The organism is Aliivibrio salmonicida LFI1238 (genome assembly GCF_000196495.1).
GTDB lineage: Bacteria > Pseudomonadota > Gammaproteobacteria > Enterobacterales > Vibrionaceae > Aliivibrio > Aliivibrio salmonicida.
The window spans coordinates 454,077-467,670 of record NC_011312.1; the positions used below are offsets into that span (position 1 = coordinate 454,077).

The following is a 13,594-nucleotide window of genomic DNA, read 5'->3' on the forward strand; positions in this document are numbered from 1 at the left end:
TATTGAATTATTTACTTAGATTAATGTTATAAACGGCAAAACCAACATCGTCTGTCGCGACTTGTTTCATTGGGTATTGACCATTATCTTTAATGAATTGAGTTGCCTTTTCTGTTGGTGAAGTTTCAAAACGGATATCCAGATTTTCCCCTCCTTCGATTGGAGCGAAAGACCAATTATTATCAGCACTTGGTTGAACTTGACCTTCCTCTTTACTTACTCGTGAAATGTAGCTAGCAAGAACGGTACGGTTTTCATCTGGAGAATCGAACGCGATAAAGTCCGTTCCTGTTCCTGGGAACTTGCCGCTGTAAGCTCGGTAATTGTTAGTAGCTATAAGGAAATCTTGTTTCGCATCAATTGGTTTACCTTGGTAAGTAAGCCCTATAATTCGCTCTGAACCTTCGTTGATTAAGTTACAGTCACCATCGTATTTCGCTGGTTGTGTTACGTTGATCTGATAATTTACGCCATCGATTACATCGAAGTTATAAGTACGGAAGCCATCCCAATCAATTAACTGTTGAGGAGCTGTGCTGTTGATGTCGATTTGTTTAAATTGACCAGCAGAACACTCAAGCCATTCTTTGACTTCTTTACCCGTTACTTTCATTGCAACAAGTGTATTCGGGTATAGGTATAAATCAGCCGCATTACGGAACGTTAATTGGCCTGATTCAACTTCAGTGAAGTTTGTTGGGTCATTTCCACGACCACCAGCTTTAAATGGCGCTGCAGCAGAAAGTACAGGAGTACCATCTAAATCAGGATCCCCTTGAATGAAACGTTCAACGTAATCTTTTTGTGCAAGGTTAACAATTTGCACGGTTGGATCATCTTGAACTAAGGCTAGGAAGCTGTACATCACATCATCAGCTTTACCAATAGGTTGGTTAACAAATTCACGAGTGCCTTTATGATCCGCTTCTAATGCTTTAACAATCCCTTCATCAGCAGCAGCTAATGATTTGTTGTTTTCTTTATCAAAGATAGGGCGAGCTTCTGCTTGGCTTTTTGCAACAATCCATTTGCCGTCTTTCTGTTCAAGCGTTAAATCCATCACACCAACATGGCTACCCCAACGTCCAGGCATCACCGCGGCAACGCCATTTATTGTGCCATTTACGTTATCGATGCCTTGCATGTTATCAAACCCTTTTCCTGGGAAGACGGCATGAGAGTGACCAAAAGCGATCGCATCAATGCCTTCTACCTCAGATAAGTAGTAAGTCGAATTTTCTTCGCCTTGTTTATATGGATTAGTAGAAACACCTGAGTGAGGGATAGCGACAATGACATCTGCGCCTTCAGACTTCATTTGAGGAATGATTTCATTTGCGGTTTCAATGATGTCTTTTACGAAGACTTTTCCTTCAAGGTTTTTCTTATCCCATACCATGATTTGTGGTGGCACAAATCCGATGTAACCCACTTTAATGTAGTGTTCTACACCTGCGGTATCTTTAAATTTGTGCGTTTTAATAATGTATGGTTTGAAGTAATGTTCTTTTGTTTTTGCGTCATACACATTGGCATTGATGTAAGGGAAGTTGGCATCGTTAATGGATTCGGCTAAGAAATCTAAACCGTAATTGAACTCATGGTTACCGATGTTACCGGCATCATAGCTTAATTGATTCATCGCTTTATATGCAGGGTGAACTTCCCCTTCTTCTAATCCTTTGTCTGCCATGTAGTCACCCATTGGACTACCTTGCAGTAAATCACCATTATCAACTAAAACACTGTTTATCACCTCACCACGAGCTTCTTTTACTAATGTTGCAGTGCGCGCTAAACCAATTTTTTGCGATGGTTTGTCTTTGTAGTAATCGTAATCCATCAGATTAGTGTGGATATCCGTTGTTTCTACAATACGCAGTTTAATCACTTCATTTGTTTCTGCTGGTGTACAGCCTGAAAGGGTTAATAAGCCACCCAGTACTGCTAGCGATAGAGGTTTAATAGACAGTTTCATAGTGTTCTCCAAAGGTTATGATCATAAAAGCGAAATCAAGATAACAGATTGATTGTATTGGAAATGTAATTGCTCTTTTAATGTGTGCACTTGATCTCGTTTCTATGTGCGTTAGGGTAACGAGTACGTTATGTATTTAAGTTGACGTTAACGTTGCAATGCTGGTGTTTATACGCACGCATCATCTTACTTTTCTGAATTTATATTTGTGAAACTGATAGGATTTTTAGAAATGGAATTGATATTAATGATATCCGTTAGTCTTAAATCGAATAAAAAATGAATTTTTAGAATTTCAGGTAATAAATGAAGACGTCTATAGTGGTTTTATTGGAATGAGAAATCGCCATCCCCAATTTAGCCTAAAGGACAATATTACATGGACGCAAAACGATTAACCCACCTCCAGCAACTTGAAGCGGAAAGTATTCATATTATCCGTGAAGTCGCCGCAGAGTTTGATAACCCAGTGATGATGTATTCCATTGGTAAAGATTCTTCGGTTATGTTGCATCTTGCTCGTAAAGCTTTTTATCCAGGAAAAATTCCCTTTCCGCTTCTTCATGTTGATACGGATTGGAAATTCAAAGAGATGATTGAGTTTCGAGATAAAACCGCTAAAAAATACGGGTTTGACCTATTAGTACACAAAAACCCTGAAGGGATAGAAATGGGGATTAGCCCATTCGTACATGGTTCTTCAAAGCACACCGATATCATGAAAACTCAAGGTCTGAAACAAGCGCTAAATCAGCATGGATTTGATGCTGCATTTGGTGGGGCTCGTCGTGATGAAGAAAAGTCTCGAGCAAAAGAGCGTGTGTATTCTTTCCGCGATAAAAATCATACGTGGGATCCAAAAAATCAACGTCCTGAATTGTGGAATACCTATAACGGTCAAGTAAATAAAGGTGAAAGTATTCGTGTTTTCCCATTATCAAACTGGACGGAATTGGATATTTGGCAGTACATTTATTTAGAAAGTATCGATATTGTTCCGCTTTATTTAGCTGAAAAACGCCCAGTAGTTGATCGTGATGGTATGTTAATCATGGTTGATGATGAGCGAATGGAGTTAAAAGAAGGGGAAAAAATTGAATACAAAGACATCCGCTTTAGAACATTAGGGTGTTACCCATTAACAGGGGCTGTGGAATCCAAAGCGAACACCTTGCCTGAAATTATTGAAGAAATGCTGGTTGCTACTTCCAGTGAGCGACAAGGGCGAGCCATTGATCATGACTCATCTGGATCGATGGAACAGAAAAAACGCCAGGGTTATTTCTAAATATTAAATCAGGACAAGGAAGATAAATATGAACAGTGCAGTAGAACAAGAACTTGCAGAGTTAGGTATCGAAGCGTATTTAAGCCAACATCAACATAAATCAATGCTGCGTTTTTTAACGTGTGGTTCGGTAGATGATGGAAAAAGTACTCTTATAGGCCGATTACTTCATGACTCAAAACAAATTTATGCGGATCAACTGGAAGCCGTGCATGCTGACAGCCAACGCGTAGGAACGACTGGCGAACGCCCTGACTTAGCATTACTTGTTGATGGCTTACAAGCAGAGCGTGAGCAAGGCATTACGATTGATGTCGCTTACCGTTATTTCTCAACTCAAAAGCGTAAATTCATTATTTCTGATACACCAGGACATGAGCAATATACACGTAATATGGCAACGGGTGCATCAACGTGTGATGTCGCTGTTATCTTAATCGATGCTCGTAAAGGTGTGTTAGATCAAACTCGTCGCCATTCCTATATCGCGAATCTCTTAGGTATTCGTCATTTTGTGGTGGCGGTGAATAAAATGGATTTGGTTGATTATTCTCAATCTCGATTTGAAGAGATTAAAGAAGAATATGTAACGTTTTCTAAAAAACTTAATAATCCTAATTTGGATATTTCGATTCTGCCGTTATCAGCATTAGAAGGCGATAACGTAGTAAATCACAGTGCCGCACTTGCTTGGTATAAAGGTGCCCCATTATTAGAAGTGTTAGAAGACATTGATATTGATGCTGATAGAGGGAATGGTGAATTTCGTTTCCCTGTGCAATATGTTAATCGCCCTAATCTTGATTTCCGAGGTTTCTCGGGTTCTGTGTCTTCTGGTGAGATAAAGGTTGGTGATGACATTATTGCTTTGCCGTCAGGTAAAAAATCAAAAGTAGCTCGTATTGTGACGTTTGATGGTGATTTACCTTCGGCGCAAGCGGGTCAGGCCGTGACTCTCACACTAGAAGATGAAATTGATATTAGTCGTGGTGATCTATTGGTTAAATCGACATCCAATCTTACTGCAACGGATCAATTTAAAGCCGAAATTGTTTGGATGACAGAAAAAGGGTTACAGCCTGGACGTCAATATGACATTAAAATAGCAGGCAAAAAAACGGTCGGTCAAATTGATGCTATCCATCATCAAGTCAATATTAATAGCCTTGAGACGTTTGTTACCGATGAGTTACCTCTTAATGGTATCGGGTTATGTGATGTTTCATTAACTGAGGTGGTGAGCTTAGATCGTTATCAAGACTGTGCTGACACTGGTGGGTTTATCTTTATTGACCGTTTAACGAATGTGACAGTAGGGGCAGGCATGATCCAAAACCTATCTGAGTTGAGTGATGTCGCTCCTATCAATGATAATGTCAGTGCTTTTGAAGTGGAATTAAATGCGTTAGTTCGTAAGCATTTTCCACATTGGGGCGCGCAAGATATTTCGAAGCTCTTAAGTTAGAGTTAAGAGTAAGGTAATTACTATGCCGTGGGAACAAGGATTCGTTCTAGCTTTATTAACTCTTATTATTGTGAGTTTATTGGCGAGTAAATTAAAACCAAGTGTGATTTTTGCAGGGTCTGCATTTATTGCCTTTATGGTCGGAATGATTGATTTGCCAAGCTTGGCAAAAAACTTTACTAATTCGTCATTATTGACCTTGGTGTTATTGATCCTAAGTTCTTGTGCACTAGAAAAAACGCGCCTTATCAGTTGGGTAGGGCGTTATATTTCAGAGGGAAGGTTAGGGAGTGTGGTAGGTAAATTAGGTCTGTCGACTGCCTTACTTTCTTCTTTTACCAATAACACGGCCGTTGTGGTGTCATTAATTGGTGCTATCAAGCGTAATCAACGTCACGCGCCTTCTCGCCTTTTAATTCCTCTTTCTTATGCGGCTATTTTAGGCGGCACACTTACGCTTATTGGCACATCAACCAACCTAATTATTAATAGTTTTGTCGAAGATGCTGGTTTACCGAGTTTAAGCTTTTTTGCACCGACTGCGATTGGTTTAGTTGTACTTGCTGGCGGGTTATTAATTTTAATCCCATTAAGCTATTTATTGCCGCAATACGATGATGGTAGTCAAGATGAGTTACCTTACTTTTTAGAAGCTCGGGTTGAAGGGGCTTCTCCTTTAGTGGGTAAATCGATCAGTGAGAATAATCTTAGAGCTTTACGTAAACTATTTTTAGCGGAAGTGATTCGAGAAGGAAGAACGATCACTTCTGTTGATCCTGACATGATATTACTTGCCGGTGACCGGTTATTGTTTTGTGGTGATATAGAAAGCGTGACCACGTTACAAGAAATTAATGGATTAACTTTATTTGGTCAGCATCATTTAAACGGTCAGAATTTAATTGAAGTGGTTGTCAGTCAGTCGGCTTCTATTCGTGGGAAAAGTATTAAATCGGCACATTTTAGAGAGCGTTTTGATGCCGTTGTTGTTGCTATCCGTAGAGGGCATGAGCGCCTTGAAGGCGGGCTAGGGAAAATAGAATTACAAGCTGGGGATACGTTAGTTCTTGTTCCTGGGAAAAACTTTGAACAAAGTAAACAACAGCTTAAAAGAGAATTTGTCATTATTAGTGATTTAGATTCTGCCGCAAAGTTGGATGGTGATAAAAGCACCTTTGTTCTATTAGGATTCGCGAGTGTTATCGCTGCGGCCTTATTGGATGTATTTCCGATCATTAAAGGGTTGTCAGTTTATTTATTAGCGATGTTTGCGTTTGGTGTCGTGAGCTTAGGTGAATTACGTCGTCGTTTTCCTATTGATATTGTTGTGATTGTTGGTGCGGCATTATCTATTGCTCAGTTAATGTTATCTTCCGGTTTGTCGGTTCAATTAGGTGACATGTTTATTGAATTATTTAATGGCTGGGGGGTGATGGGGGCATTGATTGCGGTTTACCTTATTACCTTAGTATTGACTGAATTGATCACCAATAATGCAGCGGCTGCGCTGGCATTCCCCATTGGCTATAGCATGGCACTTGGTTATGGTGTTGATCCTATGCCATTTATTATGGCGGTATTGTTTGGAGCGAGTGCTAGCTTCATTTCCCCTTATGGATATCAAACCAATTTATTAGTTTTTAGTGTTGGTAATTACACTTTGCTCGATTACGTAAAAGTAGGGTTGCCAATGTCAATTATTTATTCGGTGTTAGTGCTGTCTTTAATCCCTCACTTTTTCCCATTTTAATTCAAGGATGATATATGACTACGGAACAAACGAAAGAGCGCCAAGTAGTGAACGATGAAAATGTGGTTTGGCATCAATATTCGGTGACAAAAGAAACTCGCTCTGGTCTTAAAAAACAAAAGCCAGTGGTTCTTTGGTTTACGGGATTATCGGGAGCGGGTAAATCAACCATTGCTGGTGCATTGGAGGTGAAGCTTGCCGAACTTGGTTATCACACGTATTTATTGGATGGTGATAATGTTCGTCATGGTTTATGTAAAGATTTAGGCTTTTCTGATCACGATAGGCAAGAAAATATTCGTCGTATTGGCGAGTTGGCAAAATTGATGTCTGATGCGGGGTTAATCGTATTAAGCGCCTTTATTTCACCGCATCGAGCGGAAAGACAAATAGTCAGAGAGTTATTGCCTGAAAATGAATTCTTAGAAGTGTTTGTCAATACATCACTTGATGAATGTGAAAAACGAGACCCAAAAGGATTATACAAAAAAGCACGGGCAGGAGAGATAAAACATTTCACGGGGATTGATTCTGATTATGAACAACCGCTAAATCCTGATATTGATTTATTGGCAGGTACACAATCGATTGATGAACTAGTGGAGCAATGCTTGGCGGTATTAAAAGAAAAAAATATTATTCAATAAGCACAAGCAGCAGGAGATGTTTTTCTTCCTGCTGTTTGTGATGCTATACCATGGTTGATATTGATGTTTTTACATCAGTTTCAACCATGAATTTTTGGCTTAATAAACCGGTTAAACTGTCGTAATAACTGTCATTAGGTTTATTACCAAGTAATTTACACAGCTCTGCGCCAGTAGGACTAAAGCGGTAATAAATTAATCTTGATCCTTTTTGCATCGGTTTAATTGCTAATTGTTTACCTTGATAGTGCAAAGGTAGCGCGGGTTCAAATTCAATTTCCCCAGATTCTAATTCCGTTCCTAGCAGTAAACCGAGATCAATAAGCAGCAATAAACTGGAATAAGGTAATTTGTAATTACCTAGATGTATTAACTGCGGGCCTTCTGTTTTGTAGAAAGTAAATAAAGTACCTGCGCACTTATAACCAAGTAATAATTTTTTGCTGTTGTCTTGTCCAAAGCTACACGCTAATGAGGCCGCTCGTTGAAATGTTTGAGCCTCACGCTGTGTCATGTCCTTTAATACTTTCAATGCTTTCATGGATGTTGCTCCGGGAGAGACAACCTCTTGTTTGAAAATTTGACTCCATAGACGTTGCATTGACGGGTCATGGATGTCTTTTGCCATTTCAAAGAAGCGATGAAGCCAATCAGGATCAGGATCTCCAGCGGTTTCATCACTACAGTAACCATGTGCGTATTTTATTATTTGCTCTAAATTATTTTGCTGTTGTTCTCGTAGTAACTTCTCTCTATAAAGAGCCCGTTTTAATAGAGTTTCTTCTGGTTTTGGTGCTTGAAGCTTTGCACCAAGCCCTTGTTTAATCGCAATTTCTTTAAGGCGTCGTTCACTGCTTACTACGTAATGTTCTTTTTTATGTGTCGCTTTTTCTTTGCTGTTTTGGGCGTCATTAACGATGACATTCTTTTTATTATCCATGGGTACGCCTAACGTCGATTAACACTGTCTGTTTTATATAGTATCGGTAACTAAAGATAAAAACTTTAATCTAAGGAAAGTAATGAGAAATTTTTGAAAAAAAGACACGAAAAGGAAATAAATAAAAGGATGAATAAATGATAATGATTTGTTGAAATTAAGTGTGTTTTATAATTTATCAGTGAGGTAGTGATGGGAGATATAAATCTAAAAAAAGTGTTATTTAGTGCAGTTTTAATTGTTAGCTATACTGTTGCGCTAGTTTATCTCTCTGGGTTTATATAAATCATCAAGATAAACTAGGGTTAATGAGTTGATATTAGTTATTCATCATCATATTCTTCTAAGCGAACCCCATCAATAAGATAGCCTGTTTCTGCGAGTTCACTGTCTATCGTTTCTGTTTTTAATGTACCTACGATATAAACGACATCCCACAGTTGTTGAATTGGCGCCCCTTTTTTAAATTTCACATAAATAATTTGATTGGGTGGCGGCGGTGGCACATGAATGCAGGCACCAAAATAAGGCACTAATAAAAATTCAGTAATCATTTTATCATCCCCTTCTAATGGAATAACAAAGCCTGGAATTTTTACCATACTGCCATTTAATTCTTGCCTAACACCACCAACAAGAGATTGTTGCATTTGCGCGCCATTATGATTTACTTTAGGCATTCCTATCGCATCAAATTGATGTCTTTCCTGCTCTGGAACTAAATCAATCCAATCTAATTTCAATACCTCATCACTAAATGCACTAAAGGGCAAAAGTAATAATAAGCAAAGTAAGAGTTTCTTTTTCATTATTTATCCTTAAAGTCTTATTGTCATACCATCACTTAATGAGTGGCGATACGCTTGTATTGCTGGAATAACACCAATAATAAAACCAGAGCACAAGACGAGTGCGAGTAATTTTAATTCATAAAGTGTGGGTAAGGTGAGCTCTATCGCAATGCCGTAATACTGCTGAATGATTGGCTGCAATATGCTTAATGAGAGGTAAAGACCTATTAGGCCTACGATGATCCCAAAGCTTGTAATGACAACGGCTTCGCTTACTAATAATATAAAAATATGTTTAGGCTGCGCTCCCATCGCTCTTAAAATGGCCATTTCTCGGCGTCGCTCTTGAAGGCTAGTGAGTAGGCTGGTGAGCATTCCCATTAATCCTGCGGCAACCACAAAAATAGAAACAGCTAATAGCGCTTGCTCAGCAACTGACATCATTCCCCATAATTCGTGTAAAGCAATACCTGGTAAAATGGCACTGAGTGGTTCTTTGGTATAGTCGTTAATGTAGCGCTGCAATGCAAATGTTTGAATTTTTGATTTTAGACCAAGCATAAATGCCGTAATTTCGGTGGGTTCAAATTTTTGTTTTTCTAATATTTTAGCATCGGGTGTATTTCCTAAGTGCGCACCGCTTTCCCATCCAACATGGATGGCAGAAATTGCACCTAAAGACACATGTAACGTTTTGTCTACTGGCGTCCCTGTTGGCTTTAAAATACCAACAACCGTAAAGGGCAGCTTATCGTGACGGGTAAATGATTTATCACTAATACCATGAGCAATAACGAGCTTATCACCTAAATGATAATTTAATTTTTGTGCCACATCGGCGCCTAATACGACATCAAATAGGTCGTCGAATGGCTTTCCTTCTTTAAAAGCCAGTGGTTGTTTTTTTCCATATTGATAAAAGCGAAAATAATCTTGATTCGTTCCCATGACTCGAAATCCTTTATGGGAATCTCCAAGAGAGATTGGTATTGACCATTTCACTGCCCGCTGGCTGATTATTTCTTGATAGCTTTTCCAATCAATATTATTTGTCGCGTTACCAATGCGAAAAACAGAGTAAAGCAAGAGGTTCACTTGACCTGAACGTGCGCCAACAATTAAATCTGTGTTTGATATGGTATTTGCAAAGCTTGTTTTAGCTTGGGTACGAATACGTTCAACACCGACTAATAACATGACAGAGATAGCGATAGTAGCAACAGTAAGTAATACCGTGGTCTTACGGTTTTTAAGGCTTTTCCAAGCCAATTGCAAAATGCCTACCATGAGTATTCTCCCGCGGTGTTTAAGGTTCTTAAATCAATACTTTGATCAAATAAAGACTCTAAACTTGGGTCATGACTGACAAATAACAAGCTAGCCTGACTGTTTTCACACTCATTCATGAGTAATTTAATAAAGGCGAAGCGTGTTTCATGGTCGAGGGCTGAGGTCGGCTCATCGGCAATAATAAGTGTTGGCTTCCCTATAAACGCTCTCGCTGCCGCAACTCGCTGTTGTTGGCCAATACTAAGATCAGTAATCGGTCTATCAAAATGAGAACGAGGTAATTGGAGTTGAGTTAACAGGCGTTCCGCTTCTTGGCGTAACTCTTTTTTAGACAATTTGCTTTTTGATGAAAATTGATAAGGCAGCACAACGTTATCAATTACGGATAGGTAGGGAAGTAAATTAAATTGTTGAAAAATATAACCGATATTATCCGCTCTAAAACGATCTCTTTGGTTCGATGATAAATGGTTAATATCAGTACCATTAATGATAACGGATCCTGACGTGGGAGAAACTATTCCGGTTAACAAACTTAATAGTGTTGATTTACCGCTGCCGCTTGGCCCTTTAATAAATAGCTTATTCCCCTGTTTTTGTGAGAAAAAGGGAATGTTAATCGTTAGCTCTTTTTGATTAGGCCAATGAAAAGTGAGATCGGATAATTCAATAATATTCATCGTAATTATGGCGATGTTACCATCGCCATACCTAAGCTATAGAGTGATAATCGGAGAATTTGGAGTTAACGTATCAGCTTTTTGTCCCGCATCACCTAAATATTGAATCGTCATTTTTTGAGTGTGCGTGAAATGAGTGAACCATTGAGTTTCAATGTTATCTAGCTTCGATATTGCTTCACAATGATATTCATATTGAGCGTTAAATTCTCCGTGCTTGCTATGTTCTTTGTGGTGTTCACCATCGTGCTGGTCGTGGTCGTGGTCGTGGTCGTGGTCGTGGTCGTGGTCGTGTGGCGTTAAATTATGAGAGACATGGGCTTCTTCTAAAGTACATTTAGCTTCTGCTGGTAATGTAAAAATAACACTTGGATTATTTAGTGTTTTTACGGCCTCAGATAGAATTCGTTTTTGTGTGTCATCTTTCGGTGCGTGCTCAAAGCCCACAACATCAGCGCCTGGTGCCGTGATTTCAAATAACAGATGATCGCCATCTTGAGCGATGTTTGTTTCGACTACGCCATGAACATGAGCATCGTGATGGCGATGTTCACTTTCATGTTGTTGATCTCCATCGTGCGCGTGGTCATGCGTATTTGCATTCGAAGCATTAGAAATTGAAAATAAAGAACTTGAAATGGCAAGGCTAAGTAGTATTTTTTTATTACGGATAAGCATAATGGCTTCCTATTATCTAAGAGTTATAAATGAATTAATGTATTTATTGAGTTAGAGAATAGAAAAAGGAGGCGCACGTGAATGTACGGTGATAGATGAAGGGTTACTATTTTCTACACTAGTAAATGTAGACGATATTATTAATTGAGGGATTATTGGAAGAGAAGCAACATGGGCAGTAATTCCTGACCCAATGGAGTGGAACATTTGGCAATGGTGATTTTCATGGTGCTGTATATTGGTATCAATTTGATGATTAGCAACCAAAATACCAAACAGCGCGAGAAGTATGACTAAACTCCAATTTAACCAGCGCTGTTTAGTAAAGAAATACGATTGCATTATACTGCCCTAATTGAATGAGTAGTAAATGTAATAATATAACATTTTATAAGCAAGTAATTTGTTTACAATTGAGCGTGAATTAATGAGATAACTTGCTTGATTTCGTCAGATGTTAATTTTCCTTCTTTCACAAAAAGAACATTACCTTCTTTATTTTGAACGATAATTGCAGAGCTTTCTGGCTGAAGATCCCACGTTTTTGCTGCGGTTCCATTTTCATCAAGAACCATCGAAGACCATGAGAACTCTTCTTTACTTTCTTCAGCAGAGGACTTTACAAATCCCCCAGTACCCCAAATGGAATCGTCTTGATTAATAATCGTTGTCGTTTGATATTGTGTTTCAGGGAACTTTTCTAATGTAATGGCACTCATAAGCTCAGTATTCATTGCTTTAGCGCTACTTCGACCAGCAATCGCTTGTAATACTCGAACCTTACCTTTTAACTGTTCTGAATCCCAAGGTTGATAGGTTGCCGCGGAATCTTCAAAAAAGATTTCACCGTAATTATCAATGGAAACAGTAGGTACTGTTTTGTTCAATGTAATGTTATGAGCAAAACCGAGTGTTGGTAATAAGCAAGCGGCAAGAGTAAGTAGGGTGATCTTTTTCATTTTAGTTATCCTTAGAAATTGTTGATGTAGTTTAGTTCAGCAGTGCTTAAAAAGCGATTCGACCAGTTTTCTTATAAATGAATATTGGTTAATAAACAGTAAAGTCCAGCTTGAGGTATGCCGTTTTGCACACTATAATGTTACGGAAATGTTTCGATAACATTACTTTAGATAATATACGCCTGAATGACGGTTGTGTATTTTGATGGACTAAAATGAAACCTTGTACGGATTATTGAGGTATGGCTATGTTTAGAAATTTTAAGGCTTATAGACCACTGCAAGTGGCACGTTTTGTAAAGACTCTCTTTAAAGGGCAAATTCATATTGAAGGCGTAGGCACTTTTGATTTTGATGAAGGAAAAATATTAATGCCATCTTTAGAGAATAAAAGAATGTTGTCTGTTATGAGTGAGGTAAACCAACATATTCGCCAGCTTTCTCTGATGCCTGCATAGTAGCGTAATAAAATTATTAATAAAAAAGGTGCTCAATAATGGGCACCTTTTTTATGCTATAAAAAGAATTAAAGAAAACACACGCCAGTTCCGCTTAATCCACAGTAACCATTTGGATTTTTGGCTAAATATTGTTGATGGTATTCTTCTGCGAAATAAAAATCATTTGCAGGAGTAATCTCGGTTGTTATTGGTTCTTCTATTCCCTGTTGAGATAGAGCGTGTTGGTATTGTTTTTTCGTGTGTGTTGCTATTTCTTGCTGGTTTTTATCATAGGTGTAAATAACGGATCTATATTGAGTTCCAATATCATTTCCTTGGCGCATTCCTTGGGTTGGGTTATGCGTTTGCCAAAAAGAGTGAAGCAATTCTTCTAAGGAAATGAGCGCCGGGTTAAAAACTACTTTGACGACTTCTACGTGGTCAGTTGAACCTGAGCAAACGTCTTTGTATGTTGGGATCTTGGTTTTACCACCGCTGTAACCTACTGCTGTGGAGTAAACGCCAGTTAGTTTCCAAAATAAACGTTCAGTACCCCAAAAGCATCCCATGCCAAAGAGTATTTGCTCACAACCAGTAGGAATTGATTCTATATCATGCTGAGAAATAAAATGTAGTGGCTGTACTGTGTGTTTTTCCATCGTCATGTCGCATCCTTTAACTGAGTAAT

General features: G+C 38.6%; 14 protein-coding genes. 5 read left to right on the plus strand and 9 right to left on the minus strand.

The window, feature by feature from the left end:
• Positions 1 to 7: 7 nt before the first annotated feature.
• A complete protein-coding gene (locus VSAL_RS02375; RefSeq protein WP_044583172.1) occupies positions 8 to 1,978 on the minus strand; it encodes a bifunctional 2',3'-cyclic-nucleotide 2'-phosphodiesterase/3'-nucleotidase in 1,971 nt (656 codons plus the stop codon).
• A 379-nt stretch (positions 1,979 to 2,357) separates the two neighbouring features.
• Between VSAL_RS02375 and cysD the strand changes: the two genes are divergently transcribed.
• From cysD to cysC, 4 genes are read left to right on the plus strand one after another with little or no spacing between them, the layout of a single operon-like run.
• Positions 2,358 to 3,266, plus strand: coding sequence for a sulfate adenylyltransferase subunit CysD (gene cysD, locus VSAL_RS02380; protein WP_012549245.1), 909 nt, complete (start codon positions 2,358 to 2,360; stop codon positions 3,264 to 3,266).
• Between the two features lie 28 nt (positions 3,267 to 3,294).
• Entirely contained in the window at positions 3,295 to 4,731 is a 1,437-nt protein-coding gene (cysN, locus tag VSAL_RS02385; RefSeq protein ID WP_012549246.1) for a sulfate adenylyltransferase subunit CysN, read from the plus strand.
• A gap of 22 nt (positions 4,732 to 4,753) precedes the next feature.
• Complete coding sequence (locus VSAL_RS02390) at positions 4,754 to 6,481, plus strand: SLC13 family permease (RefSeq protein ID WP_012549247.1); 1,728 nt, start codon at positions 4,754 to 4,756, stop codon at positions 6,479 to 6,481.
• Between the two features lie 14 nt (positions 6,482 to 6,495).
• A complete protein-coding gene (gene cysC / locus VSAL_RS02395) occupies positions 6,496 to 7,128 on the plus strand; it encodes an adenylyl-sulfate kinase (RefSeq protein ID WP_012549248.1) in 633 nt (210 codons plus the stop codon).
• 43 nt (positions 7,129 to 7,171) lie between these two features.
• Here cysC and VSAL_RS02400 read toward each other — a convergent pair whose 3' ends face one another.
• The 7 genes from VSAL_RS02400 to VSAL_RS02425 form a co-directional block, all read right to left on the minus strand.
• Positions 7,172 to 8,068, minus strand: a complete 897-nt coding sequence (locus VSAL_RS02400; RefSeq protein WP_012549249.1) for a TIGR03899 family protein — start codon at positions 8,066 to 8,068, stop codon at positions 7,172 to 7,174.
• 323 nt (positions 8,069 to 8,391) lie between these two features.
• The gene (locus tag VSAL_RS02405) at positions 8,392 to 8,877 is read right to left on the minus strand and encodes a DUF3299 domain-containing protein (protein ID WP_012549250.1); all 486 of its coding nucleotides are present in this window, start codon (positions 8,875 to 8,877) and stop codon (positions 8,392 to 8,394) included.
• A 9-nt stretch (positions 8,878 to 8,886) separates the two neighbouring features.
• Positions 8,887 to 10,146, minus strand: a complete 1,260-nt coding sequence (locus VSAL_RS02410; RefSeq protein WP_012549251.1) for an ABC transporter permease — start codon at positions 10,144 to 10,146, stop codon at positions 8,887 to 8,889.
• Complete coding sequence (locus VSAL_RS02415) at positions 10,140 to 10,829, minus strand: ABC transporter ATP-binding protein (protein WP_012549252.1); 690 nt, start codon at positions 10,827 to 10,829, stop codon at positions 10,140 to 10,142. Before VSAL_RS02415 ends, VSAL_RS02410 begins: the two co-directional genes overlap by 7 nt.
• 36 nt (positions 10,830 to 10,865) lie before the next feature.
• Positions 10,866 to 11,507 (minus strand): zinc uptake protein ZrgA, encoded by a 642-nt coding sequence (zrgA, locus tag VSAL_RS02420; RefSeq protein WP_012549253.1) that lies wholly within the window; start codon positions 11,505 to 11,507, stop codon positions 10,866 to 10,868.
• A 51-nt stretch (positions 11,508 to 11,558) separates the two neighbouring features.
• Positions 11,559 to 11,849 carry a DUF2607 family protein gene (locus VSAL_RS22650; RefSeq protein ID WP_012549254.1) on the minus strand — a complete coding sequence of 97 codons (291 nt, stop codon included), beginning with the start codon at positions 11,847 to 11,849 and terminating at the stop codon, positions 11,559 to 11,561.
• A gap of 65 nt (positions 11,850 to 11,914) precedes the next feature.
• Positions 11,915 to 12,466, minus strand: coding sequence for a YtfJ family protein (locus VSAL_RS02425; RefSeq protein WP_012549255.1), 552 nt, complete (start codon positions 12,464 to 12,466; stop codon positions 11,915 to 11,917).
• A gap of 248 nt (positions 12,467 to 12,714) precedes the next feature.
• On the opposite strand from VSAL_RS02425, the gene VSAL_RS02430 reads away from it, so the two are divergent.
• A complete protein-coding gene (locus tag VSAL_RS02430; protein WP_012549256.1) occupies positions 12,715 to 12,924 on the plus strand; it encodes a DUF1107 domain-containing protein in 210 nt (69 codons plus the stop codon).
• A 68-nt stretch (positions 12,925 to 12,992) separates the two neighbouring features.
• Here the strand turns inward: VSAL_RS02430 and msrA are convergent, their stop codons facing one another.
• The gene (gene msrA / locus VSAL_RS02435) at positions 12,993 to 13,571 is read right to left on the minus strand and encodes a peptide-methionine (S)-S-oxide reductase MsrA (protein ID WP_044583173.1); all 579 of its coding nucleotides are present in this window, start codon (positions 13,569 to 13,571) and stop codon (positions 12,993 to 12,995) included.
• Positions 13,572 to 13,594: the final 23 nt, after the last annotated feature.